Source organism: Rosenbergiella australiborealis, from assembly GCF_018494035.1.
GTDB lineage: Bacteria > Pseudomonadota > Gammaproteobacteria > Enterobacterales > Enterobacteriaceae > Rosenbergiella > Rosenbergiella australiborealis.
The window spans coordinates 255,080-272,340 of record NZ_JABBFO010000001.1 but is presented as its reverse complement, the minus strand read 5'-3'; the positions used below and the strand labels follow the sequence as shown (position 1 = coordinate 272,340).

General features: G+C 44.7%; 14 protein-coding genes, 1 tRNA gene and 2 pseudogenes. 6 read left to right on the top strand and 11 right to left on the bottom strand.

What is annotated here, in order from left to right; translation table 11 throughout:
* Positions 1 to 28 precede the first annotated feature (28 nt).
* Both epmB and HGT73_RS01340 read left to right on the top strand, forming a co-directional pair.
* Positions 29 to 1,057 carry an EF-P beta-lysylation protein EpmB gene (gene epmB / locus HGT73_RS01345; protein WP_214211860.1) on the top strand — a complete coding sequence of 343 codons (1,029 nt, stop codon included), beginning with the start codon at positions 29 to 31 and terminating at the stop codon, positions 1,055 to 1,057.
* Between the two features lie 51 nt (positions 1,058 to 1,108).
* On the top strand, positions 1,109 to 1,537 hold the full coding sequence (locus HGT73_RS01340; RefSeq protein ID WP_214211859.1) for a DUF1090 domain-containing protein: 429 nt from the start codon (positions 1,109 to 1,111) through the stop codon (positions 1,535 to 1,537).
* 49 nt (positions 1,538 to 1,586) lie between these two features.
* On the opposite strand, the gene HGT73_RS01335 is transcribed toward HGT73_RS01340, so the two are convergent.
* The 4 genes from HGT73_RS01335 to HGT73_RS01320 form a co-directional block, all read right to left on the bottom strand.
* On the bottom strand, positions 1,587 to 1,940 hold the full coding sequence (locus HGT73_RS01335; RefSeq protein WP_214211858.1) for a DUF4156 domain-containing protein: 354 nt from the start codon (positions 1,938 to 1,940) through the stop codon (positions 1,587 to 1,589).
* 335 nt (positions 1,941 to 2,275) lie between these two features.
* A complete protein-coding gene (gene groL, locus HGT73_RS01330; RefSeq protein WP_214211857.1) occupies positions 2,276 to 3,922 on the bottom strand; it encodes a chaperonin GroEL in 1,647 nt (548 codons plus the stop codon).
* A gap of 44 nt (positions 3,923 to 3,966) precedes the next feature.
* The gene (locus HGT73_RS01325) at positions 3,967 to 4,260 is read right to left on the bottom strand and encodes a co-chaperone GroES (RefSeq protein ID WP_048911342.1); all 294 of its coding nucleotides are present in this window, start codon (positions 4,258 to 4,260) and stop codon (positions 3,967 to 3,969) included.
* Between the two features lie 221 nt (positions 4,261 to 4,481).
* On the bottom strand, positions 4,482 to 4,958 hold the full coding sequence (locus HGT73_RS01320; protein ID WP_214211856.1) for an FxsA family protein: 477 nt from the start codon (positions 4,956 to 4,958) through the stop codon (positions 4,482 to 4,484).
* Positions 4,959 to 5,389: 431 nt separating this feature from the next.
* Between HGT73_RS01320 and aspA the strand changes: the two genes are divergently transcribed.
* The 3 genes from aspA to HGT73_RS01305 all read left to right on the top strand — a co-directional run bounded on the left by aspA (position 5,390) and on the right by HGT73_RS01305 (position 8,913).
* Complete coding sequence (gene aspA / locus HGT73_RS01315) at positions 5,390 to 6,820, top strand: aspartate ammonia-lyase (protein ID WP_214211855.1); 1,431 nt, start codon at positions 5,390 to 5,392, stop codon at positions 6,818 to 6,820.
* A 121-nt stretch (positions 6,821 to 6,941) separates the two neighbouring features.
* The gene (locus tag HGT73_RS01310; protein WP_214211854.1) at positions 6,942 to 8,627 is read left to right on the top strand and encodes a protein-disulfide reductase DsbD; all 1,686 of its coding nucleotides are present in this window, start codon (positions 6,942 to 6,944) and stop codon (positions 8,625 to 8,627) included.
* A 210-nt stretch (positions 8,628 to 8,837) separates the two neighbouring features.
* Positions 8,838 to 8,913: transfer RNA gene (locus HGT73_RS01305), tRNA-Phe, on the top strand.
* Positions 8,914 to 9,108: 195 nt separating this feature from the next.
* Here HGT73_RS01305 and HGT73_RS01300 read toward each other — a convergent pair.
* The 3 genes and pseudogenes from HGT73_RS01300 to HGT73_RS01290 form a co-directional block, all read right to left on the bottom strand.
* Positions 9,109 to 10,119, bottom strand: a complete 1,011-nt coding sequence (locus tag HGT73_RS01300) for a tyrosine-type recombinase/integrase (RefSeq protein WP_214211853.1) — start codon at positions 10,117 to 10,119, stop codon at positions 9,109 to 9,111.
* A gap of 45 nt (positions 10,120 to 10,164) precedes the next feature.
* Entirely contained in the window at positions 10,165 to 11,748 is a 1,584-nt protein-coding gene (locus tag HGT73_RS01295; protein WP_214211852.1) for a TraI domain-containing protein, read from the bottom strand.
* Positions 11,749 to 11,809: 61 nt separating this feature from the next.
* A pseudogene (locus HGT73_RS01290) lies at positions 11,810 to 12,187 on the bottom strand (DNA helicase); the annotation flags it as partial.
* Between the two features lie 393 nt (positions 12,188 to 12,580).
* Between HGT73_RS01290 and HGT73_RS01285 the strand changes: the two are divergent.
* The gene (locus HGT73_RS01285) at positions 12,581 to 13,954 is read left to right on the top strand and encodes a phospholipase D-like domain-containing protein (protein ID WP_214211851.1); all 1,374 of its coding nucleotides are present in this window, start codon (positions 12,581 to 12,583) and stop codon (positions 13,952 to 13,954) included.
* A 215-nt stretch (positions 13,955 to 14,169) separates the two neighbouring features.
* Here HGT73_RS01285 and HGT73_RS01280 read toward each other — a convergent pair.
* The 4 genes and pseudogenes from HGT73_RS01280 to HGT73_RS01270 all read right to left on the bottom strand — a co-directional run bounded on the left by HGT73_RS01280 (position 14,170) and on the right by HGT73_RS01270 (position 17,201).
* Positions 14,170 to 14,750 (bottom strand): annotated as a pseudogene (locus tag HGT73_RS01280) (SLATT domain-containing protein).
* A gap of 5 nt (positions 14,751 to 14,755) precedes the next feature.
* The gene (locus HGT73_RS14730; protein WP_244968394.1) at positions 14,756 to 15,172 is read right to left on the bottom strand and encodes a nucleotide-binding domain-containing protein; all 417 of its coding nucleotides are present in this window, start codon (positions 15,170 to 15,172) and stop codon (positions 14,756 to 14,758) included.
* 207 nt (positions 15,173 to 15,379) lie between these two features.
* Entirely contained in the window at positions 15,380 to 16,117 is a 738-nt protein-coding gene (locus tag HGT73_RS14725) for an SMODS domain-containing nucleotidyltransferase (protein WP_244968393.1), read from the bottom strand.
* 400 nt (positions 16,118 to 16,517) lie between these two features.
* Positions 16,518 to 17,201, bottom strand: coding sequence for an N-6 DNA methylase (locus tag HGT73_RS01270; protein WP_214211850.1), 684 nt, complete (start codon positions 17,199 to 17,201; stop codon positions 16,518 to 16,520).
* Positions 17,202 to 17,261 lie beyond the last annotated feature (60 nt).

Sequence of the window (17,261 nt, the reverse complement as noted above, 5' to 3'; positions counted from 1 at the left end):
ATAAATAATCACTGGTATGAAGCCAAAAATGGCAAACATTGTAACCCTAAATACCCCTGCGAGAGAAGATTGGTTGCAGCAACTTGCAGACGTTGTGACAGAACCTGCTGAATTACTGCAACTTTTAAATCTTTCACACCATCCTGAACTCCAAGCAGGCGCTGATGCACGCCGCTTATTTGCCCTGCGTGTTCCTCGTTCATTCATTCGTCGTATGGTACCAGGAGACGTTAATGATCCCCTACTACGTCAAGTAATAACACAAGCCAGCGAGTTTACCTTAACCCCCGGCTATAGCACTGACCCCTTGGACGAACAAACTGCCGCAGTACCTGGGCTACTCCATAAATACGTTAATCGCGCACTATTACTAGTGAAAGGCGGCTGCGCTGTTAACTGCCGATATTGCTTCCGCCGCCATTTTCCTTACCAAGATAACCAAGGTAATAAACGTAATTGGCAAGTCGCGCTTGATTATATCCGCCAACACCCAGAATTAAACGAAATTATCTTCTCCGGCGGCGATCCTTTAATGGCTAAGGATCACGAACTCGATTATTTAATCAGTGAATTGGAATCTATTCCTCATCTCAAACGCTTACGAATCCATTCACGGTTGCCAGTGGTTATTCCTGCTCGTATCACTGATACGCTCTGTCAACGGCTTGCCGCATCGCCGTTACAAGTAATAATGGTCACACATATTAACCATGCTCAAGAGATTGATGATGAATTAGCGCAAGCAATCTCTCGATTAAAAGCAGCGAATGTAACATTACTTAATCAGAGTGTTTTATTGCGCGGTATCAATGACAATGCCTCTATTCTTGCTACGCTGAGCAATCGTCTCTTCGATATCGGAATTCTCCCGTACTATCTCCATGTTCTGGATAAAGTGCAGGGGGCCGCACACTTTTATGTCTCCGACGAACAAGCCCGCAGCATTATGCATGGCTTATTAGGTAAAGTGTCAGGCTATCTGGTTCCTCGCCTTGCAAGAGAAATTGGTGGAGAGCCGAGTAAAACCCCATTGGACTTACAACTCCGTCAGGTTTGATAGCAAGAGATGGCTACACTTAACTGTTAATCACTCAAGAAAAGGGTTTCTATGAAAAAGCGATTATCTGCCACATTATTTTCCTTGGTCACACTTGTTGGTGCGCAGCAAGCGTTCGCGGTACAAACCTGTGCCCAAAAAGAAGCAGCATTAAACGAGCAAATTAACCAAGCGCAACAGCACAACAATAGCTACCAAGTCGCTGGACTGAAAAAGGCCTTAGCTGAAGTGAAAGATCACTGTACGGCATCAAGTGTTCGACGTGATGCGGAACAAGATATTCAGAAATTACAGCATAAATTGAAAGAGAAACAACAAGATTTACAAGAGAGTCAGCATGATCTTCAGCAAGCTACAGCTAAAAATAATGCTGAGAAAATAGCGAAATATAAAGAAAAAATTGCTGATAAGCAGAGTGATATTGAAAAAATCACTACAGAACTGCAAAAGAAACAGCAAGGTTTGCGTCAGCTAAACTAATTTATACATAAGCGTATCAAAAAGACTTGATACGCTTATGACTCAAGCATTAAGGGCACTTATAAACTTGCCCGGACATTTTTGTTGCAACCGGGACAAAACTCGACACCAAACTTAACCCTGGAGTGCTGGCATTATAAATTACGTTTCCGCCCATTTCAGCGGCACGATTACGAAGACTATTCGCCGCACCACGTAGTGAATTACCACCCTCAACTTGCTGACCAGAGAACCAATTGCTTTGCTCCCCGCTAGCCGTACCAATATAGTGACATTCGGCCCCAGGTTGTTGGTCAACAAAACGTACATTTTTCCCTGCTGAATTAAGTTGATTCCCAGACGAACTACAACCAGCGACTACCATTACAGCGAATAGAACTGAGATGCCTGAAAGTAAACGCATTGTATTCCTCATTATTATACGTATGAGTGTCTTCCCTGTGACCTGATGCAGGTTTGAAAACACTTCGGCTCACTTCTGAGCCGTTAGAATATCGGCAATTCTCACTAAATTCCAGCCATGTATGAAAAGTCCCGCAGAGGCCCCTGTTCGGTAGAGCTAAGCAAAGCAAACATCACCAGCAAGAGCGTTTATTCAGGCGATAAGATGTGTGATAAAAACATGATCACTATTACGGACAAAAAAAACCCTAGCTTTGCTAGGGTCTCAGTAGGGTGACGTTGCCCATTTGAAGGGCAACGACAGAAAGACAATATCAAATTGTGACGAAAGTCACCTTACATCATACCGCCCATTCCACCCATGCCGCCCATACCACCCGCAGCACCTAAGTCAGCTTTATCTTCTTTTGGTGAATCAGTGATCATACACTCAGTAGTGATCATCAGACCGGCAACAGAAGAAGCGTATTGCAGTGCAGAACGCGTCACTTTAGTTGGATCCAGAATACCGAAATCAATCATGTTACCGTATTCTTCAGTCGCTGCGTTGTAACCAAAATTACCGTCGCCTTGTTTCACTTTATCGGCAATAACAGACGGCTCTTCACCGGCGTTAGAAACGATTTGACGCAGTGGCGCTTCCATTGCACGCAGTGCAACACGGATACCTACGTTTTGGTCTTCGTTGTCACCTTTCAGGCCAGCAATTTTCGCTGCAACACGAACTAGGGCAACACCACCACCGGCAACAACACCTTCTTCTACTGCTGCACGAGTTGCGTGTAACGCATCTTCAACACGTGCTTTTTTCTCTTTCATTTCCACTTCAGTCGCTGCGCCGACTTTCAGAACCGCAACGCCGCCAGCCAATTTCGCTACACGTTCTTGCAGTTTTTCTTTGTCATAGTCAGACGTTGCTTCTTCAATTTGTTGACGAATTTGTGTCACTCGGCCTTTAATATTCGCTTCTTCACCGATACCGTCGATGATAGTCGTGGTGTCTTTGTTGATCACAACACGTTTTGCTTGACCCAGATCTTCTAACGCGGTTTTTTCCAGTTCCATACCAATCTCTTCAGAGATAACGGCACCACCGGTTAAAATTGCGATATCTTGTAACATCGCTTTACGGCGATCACCAAAGCCTGGTGCTTTAACTGCCGCAACTTTGACGATACCGCGCATGGTGTTAACCACTAGCGTTGCTAATGCTTCACCTTCCACATCTTCTGCGATGATCAACAGCGGCTTTCCTGATTTTGCTACCGCTTCCAACACCGGTAACAGCTCACGGATATTGGAGATTTTTTTATCAGCTAACAGGATGAAAGGTTGTTCTAACTCTACGGCACCCGTTTCTGGTTTATTGATAAAGTAAGGAGAGAGGTAACCACGATCAAATTGCATACCTTCAACGACATCCAACTCATCTTGTAAGCCAGTACCCTCTTCTACGGTAATCACACCTTCTTTACCGACTTTTTCCATTGCTTGTGCAATCAGGGTACCTACGCTCTCATCGGAGTTTGCGGAGATAGTACCAACTTGAGCAACAGCTTTAGAGTCAGAGCATGGTACAGATAGCGTTTTTAACTGCTCAACAGCAGCAATAACCGCTTTGTCAATCCCGCGCTTTAGGTCCATTGGGTTCATACCCGCAGCAACCGCTTTTAGGCCTTCGTTAACAATAGATTGTGCAAGAACGGTTGCAGTAGTTGTACCATCACCCGCAGCATCATTCGCCTTAGAAGCAACTTCTTTTACCATTTGGGCACCCATGTTCTCAAACTTGTCTTCAAGTTCGATTTCACGTGCTACCGAAACGCCGTCTTTGGTGATAGTCGGTGAGCCAAATGATTTATCTAAAACAACGTTACGACCTTTAGGGCCTAAGGTTACTTTTACTGCATCGGCAAGAATATTCACACCACGTAGCATTTTTACGCGTGCATCATTACCAAATTTTACGTCTTTAGCAGCCATTTTCTAATTTCCTCAAAATGTTATAGATGAAATATTTCGTGTAATTACGCAGTGACTACGGCAAGGATATCGTTCTCAGAGATGATAAGAACTTCTTCGTTATCAATCTTTTCAGTTTTCGCGCCGTAACCTTCGTTAAAAATCACAACATCACCGACTTTTACGTCCAGCGGTTTTACTTCACCATTTTCAAGAATGCGACCATTGCCCACAGCCAATACTTCTGCACGGCTTGATTTGCCAGCTGCAGAACCAGTCAGGACGATGCCGCCTGCTGATTTTGCTTCAACTTCTTTACGCTTAACAATTACACGGTCATGTAATGGACGAATGTTCATTTGATCGTTCTCCTATGAGATAGCTAATCACGCATTATTTTAAATTTTTGACGCCATTAAGGCTTCGTGACATCAGAGGTAGGGCCGAACACCATCACTTTCAAGGGCAGAAAGAAAATTTTTTTTATTTTAATGGCGATAATAGAAAGAGGACGCCGCGAAAATAGAGGATTAACAGCAAGAAAGTCACGCTAACGCACCGCTAGCGTGAAGAGACAGGGCTAATCTGTTTTATGAGTTGATGATGTTTCATCTCGATGTTCAAGGCGCTGTTCTTCTTTACGCTCAAACTCGCCTTCCATGGTGTATCCAGCATTACTGCCTGCATTACCACGTCCACCCCAAACGCTAATAAAAGGCATTAACTTATGGGTCAATCGCTGCTGTACGGGTGGTAATAGCAATAATGCCCCTAAAAAATCGGTAAAAAAACCTGGAAGGATTAATAAAAAGCCAGCTAAGAAAAGGGATAAGCCACGCGTCATCTCCGGTGCAGGGTTTTCATTCCTCACCAATTTTTCCTGCATTAATCGAAAGTTTTTTATGCCCTGATTTTTTACCAAGGATATCCCTAGTGCTGAAGTCATGATGACCAACAACAGGGTTATCAGCACACCAAATACATGAGCAACTTCAATGAAGAGCGAAATCTCGATCCAAGCCAAGATAAATAAAGCAACAAATGGTAACCAACGCACGGTGGTCTCCTCAAATTCACAAAAAACTGTCTTTTCGACAGAATACCGACTTATCCCATAATGATGGGTACGTCTATCTAGCAATTCAAGTTGAATACAACAGAAAGAACCGGAAACTTAGGACTTTTTTGTCAGTATTTGTCATGACTGTTTTGATAAAGTGGAATTAATGCCGTAAACAATTCGTTTTTACTATTGTTAAATATCGATAGCTATCCCTACACTAAGCACAATAATTCGGTAATAACGATTACCGAAGGAACAAATGTAAAAATAAAGTTATTATATAGTGATCTGTGCGGCTGATTTTTTTAAAAAACACCCTATGATCGCGTCACGGTGAGCGGCAGTGCAGCGCAATACCGCTGAAAATTTATACGGCAATATTACCGTCGACATGGAAAACGACGACCTATTATAAGAAGGCTCTCATGACCAAAAATATTCGTATCGAAGAAGACCTACTCGGCATGCGTGAGGTACCCGCAGACGCTTATTTTGGAATTCATACGTTACGTGCGATTGAAAATTTTTATATAAGCAGCAGCAAGATCAGTGACATTCCTGAATTTGTTCGTGGCATGGTAATGGTAAAAAAGGCCGCAGCACTGGCTAATCGTGATCTAAAAACGTTACCTCGCAGCATCGCAGAAGCGATTATTAGAGCCTGCGACGAAGTCTTGAATAACGGGACTTGTATCGACCAATTCCCGGTCGATGTCTACCAGGGCGGTGCAGGCACCTCGGTCAATATGAATACCAATGAAGTTCTGGCGAATATTGGATTAGAACTGATGGGGTATCAAAAAGGGGAGTATCAGCATCTCAATCCGAACGATCACGTTAATATGTGTCAGTCAACTAACGATGCTTACCCAACTGGCTTTCGCATTGCGGTATATCACTCTCTGCTTAAATTAATTGATGCCATTAACAGCCTTAGTGAGGGCTTTGATCGGAAATCAAAAGAGTTCTCGCATATCCTCAAGATGGGCCGGACTCAGTTACAAGACGCTGTGCCAATGACGGTCGGTCAAGAATTCAAAGCCTTTAGTGTGTTACTAAAAGAAGAGACTAAAAGTATTCTACATACCGCACAGCTTTTACTGGAAGTTAACCTCGGCGCAACAGCAATCGGCACTCGGTTAAACACACCTGAAGGCTACCAAACACTTGCGGTTAACTATCTAGCACAAGTCACCCAACTACCGGTAGTGGCAGCAGAAGACCTTATTGAAGCAACCTCTGACTGTGGTGCCTATGTAATGGTTCACTCGTCACTCAAACGCTTAGCGGTGAAACTGTCGAAAATCTGTAATGATTTACGTTTACTCTCCTCCGGCCCCCGCGCTGGGCTGAATGAGATTAACTTACCACAGCTACAAGCTGGCTCTTCCATCATGCCCGCGAAAGTCAACCCTGTGGTTCCAGAAGTGGTCAACCAAGTCTGTTTTAAAGTTATTGGTAACGACACTACCGTGACTATGGCAGCTGAAGCTGGGCAGTTACAGCTCAATGTAATGGAGCCTGTGATTGGTCAAGCGATGTTCGAGTCTATCTCGATTCTGAGTAACGCTTGTTATAATCTGTTGGAAAAATGTGTTAACGGTATCACTGTTAACCAAGCGATCTGTGAATCTTATGTTTTTAATTCGATCGGGATAGTCACCTATTTAAACCCTTACATTGGTCACCACAACGGTGATATTGTCGGTAAAATTTGTGCGGAAACAGGGAAAAGTGTGCGTGAAGTTGTGCTTGAGCGTGAATTACTCACCGAAGCTGAACTCGACGATATATTTTCTGTTGAGAACTTGATGCATCCTGCCTATAAAGCAAAATTGTTTAATGAAGATGCTTAATTCTTGACCCCTGATGACTCAATCAGCATTGCTGGCTTTTTCAGCAGTGCTGATTTCATGTTATGCTCGCCGAATCCTCATTTTCAACATGCTTCGTCCCCAAACAATAGTGAATTCTTCTATGTGTTCAGGCCTCTTTTTTCGTTTTTTTTTACTGTTACTCACGCTATTACCTGTAGCGGCACAAGCGGATATCTTTGGGCAAAATAAAGGGTTTGTTCCGGTCGACCAAGCCTTTTCCTTTGATTTTTCTCAGCAAGCCAATACGGTTACGCTGCATTGGCAAATAAAACCAGGCTATTATCTTTACCGACAAAAAATCAATATTGAGTCTCGTAATGCATCCCTAGGCGATTGGCAGCTTCCCAAAGGAAAGCCACACCATGATGAATTTTTCGGGGAGAGTGAAATTTACCCGCAAGATATCAGTGTGCCGCTAACCGTGACCCAGAACGGAAGTAATCCAACGTTAGTCGTGACTTACCAAGGCTGCGCGGCGGCAGGTTTTTGCTATCCCCCTGAGACAAAGACCGTTCCCTTAAATGAGGGGGTTGCTCAACCAGCACAATCGACAACGTTATCATCATCGTCTTCACACCACCTTCCCTACACGCCACTTTGGGCACTGTTAATAGGTATTGGGATTGCGTTTACGCCTTGCGTCTTACCGATGTACCCCTTAATTTCGGGAATTATTTTAGGTCGACATCAGCAGCTTTCCTTTACACGTACTGCCTTGCTCGCCGTCGTCTATGTCCAAGGTATGGCGATCACTTATACGATCCTTGGGGTAGTTGTAGCCGCCGCTGGCATGAAATTCCAAGCCGCACTACAAAATCCGATTTTATTAATTCTACTATCCGGGGCATTTATCTTACTCGCCCTATCGATGTTTGGTACATTCAGTTTACAACTCCCGGCATCTTTACAAACCCGTTTAGCTCTCTGGAGTAATCAACAACGTGGAGGCTCAGTCCCCGGAGTACTGTGTATGGGGGTATTAGCGGGATTAATTTGCTCCCCTTGTACGACCGCCCCATTGAGTGCAATTTTGTTATATATCGCACAAAGCGGAAAGATACTAAATGGTGCTGGGACACTGTATCTGTACGCATTAGGTATGGGCTTACCCCTCATCGTCGTGACACTGTTCGGTAATAGATTATTGCCACGTAGCGGGCCTTGGATGCAAACGGTTAAAGAAGGCTTTGGCTTTGTGATTCTCGCCTTGCCGATATTTTTGTTAGAGAGGGTTATCGGCGAAGTTTGGGGTGAACGTCTGTGGGCATTACTCATTATCGCCGCCGCTGGTTGGGCGTTTATTTTATCGGTAAAGAGTACTAAAACCGGGGCCCGTTGGTTAGCTCTCGTCTGGCTAATACTTGCCATAGTTGCCGCTCATCCCCTCCAGGAGCTTTTTTATCCGCCAGCCGTCACCGTTAAAGCTCCGGCTTCTCTATTTACTCCTATCGCTAATCGTCAGGAACTCGATCTGAAACTCAATAACCCACAGCAAAAGGTGACAATCCTCGATTTGTACGCCGATTGGTGTGTTGCGTGTAAAGAATTTGAGAAATACACGTTTTCTGACCCAACGGTTCAACAAGCAATGAGCTCAATGCAGCGTTTAAAGGCGAATGTAACTGAGAATAACCCCCAAGACGTCGCACTGCTTTCTTCATTGAAGGTGCTAGGGCTCCCCACATTACTTTTTTTTGATGCACAAGGGCACGAAATTCCCAACTCACGGATTACTGGCTTTCTGCCCCCGGAAGCGTTTATTAAACGTCTACCCGCCTCCTACTAATTAGTGGGAGAGCTTTTCTCCCCACTATAATTATTTGGATGGAAAATCAGCCATGGTTAAGACGTTTTTCTTACGCCTTTAATAAAACCCACTATTCTCGTTTGTTTTTTCTTCATATCGCATAAAAACAGTACAAACAGTCACTAAATTAACTATTTTCATCAAAAGGCATTGACGAGACAGCCCGATTACGGTTTAATGCGCCCCGTTGCCCGAATAGCTCAGTCGGTAGAGCAGGGGATTGAAAATCCCCGTGTCCTTGGTTCGATTCCGAGTTCGGGCACCACTAATTTGCATCAAAGCACGCTGGTCAGGAAATGAGAAACCTGACGGGCGATAAATGCAGGGGCCGGTCATACGGAATGTCCTCCGGTGTTTCAAGAGCGTTTGCACTGGTTAATATTCGGAACTTGTCCCTCAAGATAGGGAGTCTGTCCTACCAGACTCCCTTTTCTCGATCAATGATTATCATCTCAGCCAATTAGGCTTGTGTCAACAAATGCAAATTCCTTTCGACCATAATATCTGTATGAAGTGATAATTCAGCCTCCAGTGCTTTTCCGACGATATCCATCTTCAGCTCTACATATTCCATGGTTGTACTGACGCTTCGATGTCCCAGTAGCTCCTTTACCAGTTGCAGGTTCCGTTCAGGAGATTTCATCAGCTCTGTCGCCAGCGTGTGACGAAAACGATGGGATGACACCGCAAAGCCACACTCTTTCGAAAGTCGCCGAAAAAATGATCGGGTCTTCTGATGGACCGTATCAGCATCCCATGTGACCTGCTGGCTGAGTTGTATTCTGTTCACATCAAACAGATAATCTTCACTTCTTGCTCCGAACTCTGTTGATTTTTCGACCAGGTGAAGCAGGCGTGGTTTTAACGCACTGACAATCGGCACCCGCCATTCCCGGTGTGTTTTACTCCCTTCAAGGCAGAGCTCCAGGTAGCACTCACTGAGATTGATATCACCCAGCCGGATATGCAGCAGCTGATTTAATCGCATGCCCGTGTATCTGAACACATCCAGAACCGTCAGCCAGTACCCTGCCGGCCAGAGAGCATTACGTCCTCCCCGGATACCATGTCCTGCGCGTTCAGCCTCTTCAAACTGCTGCATGACCAGATAAATTCGAATCAGCTGTGCGCGAGTAAGCGTTTTTTTCCTCTTGGTATCCCGCTGGACATTGCATTTTCTGAACGGATGTTTTCCCGCGGGAAACATCTCATGCTCAATCCCGTAATTATACAGTGCCCGCAGATGGGCAATTTTATTGTTCCATGTTTGCGCTGACTGATGCTTTTCCTGAAGCAAGTAACGCCGCCACTCGAGTATCTGACGGTGCGTGATTTGCGCTGGCAGGGTATTGGCAGAATAACGTCTGAATCCTCTGACAACCTTGTTGTAGCTCCACTCAGTGGCGGGCCTAAGCCAGTGCGAAAAAAAGTATTCTTCAAGCAGTTCGTCCCAGGTTATTTCATTACACATTTTTTTTCCCTAAAAATCATAACAGATCCCTGTAGGTTGCCTTCCTTATGGGAAGAACAGGAGTTTGCTGTCCTCCAGAGGTTTTCCCCCTTTCAGGTGGCCAGCTTTAATAAGATAACCATTAACCCTGATAAATCGCCCCTGTTTTTCTTCTGAACAATACAATTTTGCCTGAGTGAAACGTTCCCCTTTGCGAATGCGATGGAGTCGCAGTTTTTCAAACGATGTCTGAATCTGCTCCCTGTGACTGTCACTTCCGGTATCTTTCAGAAAAAGAAAGAAAATATCCGGCACCAGAAGATAAATAAAACCGGCAACGGAATGCACCCGTGAATCAGGCTGGTTGACGGTGATCCTACCGGATGCCATGCCGCCCGACAGCCAGGCGAGAAACGCCTCACCCGACCGACGGGCATCAGCACCGACATTAACCGGGTGCCCCTGATCTTCCTGTGTGCCAAGCAACAAACAATCGGCATCGATATCGTTACGTCGGGAGACTTCTTCCGTCTCAGCAGACTCATCAGGAACGTCTTTCCCGATGACCACCACGGTTTCATCCGGCACTATAGTGGCTGGTGTATTCACATCGGCGTCATCCGTGACCTCAGCATCCGATACTGCGGAAAAAAGACTGAGCAACACGTCAGCATCCCCCTTGCCCGGGTTGCCGTTAGCCTGCTCTTCCAGCGGACCAACTCTACTCACTCCGTTCAGCTGTGGCTGACAGTCCCCGCCACCGGTATCGTTGAGTGACGTCATCAGCTCCGAAGCTACCAACTCTACTGCGGAAGAGGATAAGTTATCGTCCGTCTGAACGACCGACGTCCCCTTCTGTGACGTTACCGAATCTGGCGTCGCAATTACCATAGAAGAGCCACCTGTCTCTTTCCAGAGTACTGGCGAATCAACCTTCTCTGCCGCCTGGTCGAGCAATATCCTGATGAGGGGTATATCAGGAGAACCATTGCGAAATGCACAGGCAAGACTGAACAACGCTGCCGGGGTACCTGAAAGCCAGTTTATCGCTTCAGTAGGGAGCAACTGACCGGCGGCCAACGACGCCAGAGCAGAAGCATCATGCGCGTTCGGAGAAGAATGACGAAACCGGAAGCGATAAGGTGTATCAGGCACAGATATGCCAGGTTGCCAGTTAACGCCGCCGGTGGTTTCGCCTTCAATACTGGCCAGTAACGGCAGGTGATAACACAACGCAGCCCAGAAAATAACGGCCTGCCAGATAACACCCTGAGCGGCCTGTTCTTCCGGTGCCGCGCCTGGCGGAAACATATACCCCCGGGCAAGCCTGACGGCATAAGCGGTAAAACGCAGGCTTAAATCACCAAATCCCCCTGCATAAGCCCACCGGCCATCAGGTACCGCCGGCACATTCTGGGTCCGTTCAAGCAGGAGGTGCACAGGATCCAGATAAAGTCGCTGATATACTTCGCCCGATAGCGCATTATTTTCCCGGATTTTCTGCAGGGCATCCTGGCGTAATGCGCTGATGGTCAGTTCTTCAGCCTTAACCGGAGAGAAATACCCCATCGGCGCCGAAACAGGGTGTTTGCCGGAGGGCTCTGTGATAGCCGGCTTACCGGACAAAAACGTTTTTATTTTATTTAACATGGGAAAACCGCGTCTCCCCATCGTTCTCAACATCATCCGTTGCAGGTTGTTCGCAATATTTCTGCTCTTCACCAGCCTTCAGGCACTGCATCAACTCATTCAGCAGCAGACGGACCAGCAACCAGTACCGGGTGTTCAGTTTCCGGGCCACATCGGTAATACGCAGATTCGCTGTCAGTCGGTTTCTGAAATGTCGGCCTAAATGCGACCAGGCCAGTTGATGGGAAGTGTTGCACTCAACGTTGAAGGGAAATTTTTGTTCGGCTTCGTGTCGGATGGCTTTGTTAAAGGCTGGGCACTGCATCTTACTGTCCGGGCTCGCCTGTACAAACGTTACCAGAGTGGCTGTTTTACCGTTGCCAGCAAAAGCATTGACCACAAGCTGATTTCCCCGCCATGTGATGATGGCATTTTGCTCTGGTGTGGTTTTCCGGGCCATTGGTTTCTCCGGGAGTGACAGTTGGAACAATCACACTGTCACCCGGGGGGCCTTTCGGCAATAAAAAACCAGATATGTATTTTCAGAAATTAAAAAATTTCCGGGAAAAAGTATGACTTAGTCGTAGATAAAGGCACCAATCAATAATTAGTAATGTTACTGGTAACGATCGAGCTTATCGAAGCCCTGACAGTTAGCTAAGTGCCAGAGGCTGAAGTAGAATCTTTCTTGAAAACACCATTATTACTAGAAATGTGCTTGTTCAGTATGTCTGTAATAAGAAAGTGCATAAAATATTTGTTTTATGAAACAACATTCTGTTATTAAGTATGTTTACCCCTTTCCATATTTTATCCGTCGTCGGATGTCAGCTTAATCAATAAGGAACGCATCATGGGTGGTATGAAAGACTTACTATTAGATGAAGAAATAGGTGCTAAATATTTTGAAGACGTGCCTGAACATAAGCCTCTATCTGTACGTGAGAACTCCCTGTTACCGCTCATTCAGCCTTCCGAGGTTATCTTTCGCGAAAAAGGCACGGGTCTAAAAGAGTTAATGGGCAACCGCTTCCCTCATGAAAAAAAGACTTCTTGTTCTTTACCTGAAGAGATTACCGTCATAACCTACACCGTCGTGAACGCTTTTTCAGCAGACGTTACTGAGCTCATAAAACGCGCATCAGAAAAGGCCTCACTGCGCATCGCCTTCTGCTATCAGGGCAAAAATATATCCGGCATTATCTCCGCCTTCAATAAACTGTTTGAAAGCAGGCAAGACCTGACTATTCAGGTCATCGTCAATCCCCACACGCATATCAAGATGCTGCAGGTTGATGACACACTATACATGGGGTCGATGAATTACAGTTCTACCGCTGATTCTGCGCAAAATGACGGACTAACTGACGAGAAAGAAAGCTTCTTCAACCATGAAGTGCTTTTTTACTTTAACCGAGGAGGTAAAAGATTCTCCGAAAACCTATTTAACAAAATCAGAGGGTTAACTGACTCCATCGACTTTGAAATCAACAGGTCCAACTACCGCAGTAAGTTAACGCAGTACCTTCAGGAACGCACAAGAACAACTATCGGCAGAACCCGGGAAACGAAATTGCTTCAGCAGCGTGCACTTGATGAGAAAAATACTAAATCACTAATGGAGCTATTGCCAGCGCTGATACGTTCGCAGGTTTCTTCAACTGTCAGGCATATTTTAGACATTAACGCCCACTACCGGCTAGAAAATGAAGTTTTTTCCGAAGATGAGGTTGAAAAAACGGTTCGTTATTTTCAGGTAAATGACGGTGAGGTTTTTATTACTGATTTTCTTGCCTTGAATTGCCCCGGCTTTATTAAATTCTCTTCCGGCGATGGTGAGGAGGATGATGACGACGAAGATGATTTTAACCACGAGCTGACAAAAGAATTTCTTTCGGGAATGACGGATACGTGCACCGAACATCTCGCCGATTTGGTGATTGATGATGATAAACTCAGAGAGGAAGTCAGTGCCGAACGATACGATCCTGATAATGGAGAAGATGATTTACCCTGGGGAAGCATTTCACAGGAAAAATACGAGGAGAGGTTCGAGGAGAACAAGCGAGAGGTTATCCTTGCTCTCAGCTCTCTCATTGATGAACTAACGCGAATAATCATTGATGAAGAATGTTTTGATATAAGCTTCTTTATTAATAAGTCTGCTGAGCAGTTCAGAGGTGAATCTGCGGCAACTCATCTTCCGCCCGCGTCAGAAACGCGCTAAGGTGCGTTCAGGGAGGCCACTAGGAGATATTATACTCGATGTAGTCATGATTAAAACTCCCACTTTCGTTCATTGCAGACATCTTGCCCTCTTAGCATGTCTTCTCGTGCCAGAAGTGGAAGTCGAAAACATACAGTATATTATCCGAGGCGGGAAAAGCAGAGCCAGTAACTTCCTAGAAATGATAGAGGAGTACAACTCCTCTATCACGACAATCAATTAAACCTATAAATTATCGAAAGCAGGATGACGCAGAAAACTATCAGGATAAAAATTTTCAATGTATTAGGAAATTTATCCTTCCAGAAAGTCAATGACAACTGATCTTCAATCCACCTTTTTTCCATTTCACTAAATAATTTATAATGAGCATACCAATTGCTCCCACAAATTTGTTTGGTGATAGTGGTTCCATCAAATTCTTTCATCAGAATGTCAAGTTGTCCAATATATTTAACAGAATCCGGTTTGTTTTCTGATTTCGCATCGTAATACAATCTTTCAATCTTTCTGAATATTGCTGTTTGCTTCTTCCCTGCTTGTTCATATTTATTTTTATCACCATCATAGAAATTGATGTAAAAACTGCCAATACTCAGGATGATGAAAATGGCTGCAATATGCTTAGAACTCATTTCGTCCATGTAAAGGCCTAAAATAGAGACTGCTAGTGATATGATGCCAATCCAGCCAGGAATTTTGCTGACAATATCGAATGTAGCAAAATTTTCTTAGCACCAAATCCAACATTATATCCAGCAGAAGCAATATGAGATAACAGGTCATTTTTTTGCATAATAATTACTCAATTGGTATGTCGATAACGTTTTGGGCAATTACTATATGGTTTTTAACTATGTAACACCAAACCTTGTGAGCACCTCTGAATTTTGTATGTTCAGTATGAGTTACTTGACCTAAAACTATTTGGCCTCGAACTTCATCACGCTGTTCAGCTTCTAGACCTCTATTCAATACTTTCCAGTAAATATCATAAGGTTCGGGAATGAGATCCAAACTTGCCTGGCTGATCGAAAATGATAAAATTCTATTCGATGGTAGCCAATAACGAGCTATATCCGACAGGTAAGCCTTAATAGAACGCTCCCTATACCCGTTTTCTTTGACAATGCAGTCAACTTCGAGGGGATATCTTATATCAACATCACCAAACTTTTCATCTGTAAACTCTTCCGTATTGCGCCATGTCTGAACCATATAGGACTCATTGATGAAATTAGCTGACTTTAACCCCTGAGAGTCACGCATTTCTACAACTACTTTAGGGAAATTTAGTCCGAAAACTTCTCGCCAGTGTTCATGGCATTTCGTTATCGAGCCATTCTCATAAGCTTCAATCGCTTTTGTACATAATTTAAAGGCTCGTTTTGCTTGCCGCTGAAAATTTTTATAGACCTTAACTCTCTACCCACTTCCTATCGCTGAATAATGTTCATGGGCATCTTCTTTATGCAAAAAGTCAAAGAAGTCTCGACACATGAGTCCATAACTGACCATTCCGGTATTATCATAAGCATCTGTTTGTTTCAGAAACCTCCACGCTAATGTGTCAATGAGAAGTCCTCCCATATTAACGGTATTTCTATTTTTCCAGGCTCTTAATATGCGGAAAAGATTATGAAGATTACTACTTTTATTATTACGGAAATACCTCATCTCGGTAATTTCCATCCGAGGTTTTGTTACTCGCCACCCGCCATTACCATCGTTGGCCTTAGTATCAGGATATTTAAAATGCCCTTCATCAGTCTCAAAGACTGGTTGCACTTCTATATGGAAAGAGTCAAAAATAATCTGCACAACTAATCTATCAACCTTGATCTCTTGCTGGGTAAAGGAAAGTTTTAATGCTTCTTTTACATCGCGAAGCAAACGGCGCTGTGGATTAATTCCGGATTGGTAGTCTCCCCACAATCTCGCAGGCATAATATACAGCATATCCAAGTCTGAAGTTTTACTAACCGCTGTTCGACGACCTGCTGAACCGACTTTCAATCGATTGTTGAATCCATTCGCTGCCCCCCGGAACTCGATGTTAAGTCTTCTTGTGGCATTTTTATAATGTGTCGCAATTGCCTGCATACGTTCGTCTGGAATTTTCAAATTGTCCAAAAAAATTCGAAACATCTCTGCTGTTTGCATCTGACTATCCTTAATCTGTCCACGGTATTCATAATCCACTGATAGTAATGATTAATCTTTGTTGTCTACGCCTGCTTGATTACTTTCGCCCAATCAGCCTTCTTTATACCTCCTTGAGCTAGGGCACATGAAGGTTAACTTTAATACGATAGGTATGTTTTTCATACAGTTATATGATCTGTACTAAAAAATCTTATGGTATTAACAATCCATAACATCATGATACCAGTTCGTATCTAACGAACTGGTATCATGATGTAAGCACCTCCGCAATACGAACCATTCACTTTAACAACTCTGCCAACTTCAGCTCCTCGCACTTAGCTGACGATTCGCTGCCTTACATCCGTCAGCGATTCTGAACAAAAAAACGCTCCCGGGCGGGAGCGCTATAGTGTGATTATGCGACCTTATTTCGCAGTGAATGCAGACGAATTGACCAGTTGCCAAGGTAATGGCCTGGCGTCAGCAAGACGCGGCGTCGTTCATCAGACAATGCGTTACCAATGACGATCTCACCGGCTACTCCGCAAAGCGATAGCTGGATATAGGCCATCCCGGCAGCGAGCGGATCGATATCCGTTGCGGAAACCCACAGATAGCGGTGTGACGCATAGCCTGCCTGGTTAAGAGCATCGGCAAAAGCCAGTATTATGCAACCGGCACCGCAAGCAGGCTCGCTGAGAGTGATGAAAGGCTTTTCATCAAACATAGCCTTCACATCCCCCAGTTGCAGTTGCGCCATCGTTCTGGCCACATCCCAGGGGGTGAAGAACTGGCCGCGATACTTATCGCCCAGTTCCAGCTGCATAAACACGTTACCCAGAAAATCACAGAACCCATTCTGCAGCCCGTTAACCACATGAGCCAGCAATTGCGCCATACGGACAACATCCGGCTTTTCATAACCACCGATTATTCGCAGATATTTACCTTCCCGCTTTTCGCTGAAACAGAGACGGTTCTCCAGCGCAATAACGCTGCAACTGACAAAATCTTCGAATACCTTATGGCGGTGATGATATCGTGCGGTCTGATTAAAAAGTGAGATAAACGCTTTTTCATGGTCAATAAAATCGGCCATACGCATTCTCCATAAAAAAGGGAACACGTATCCCCGGCAGGAGAACAGTGTTCCCCTGAG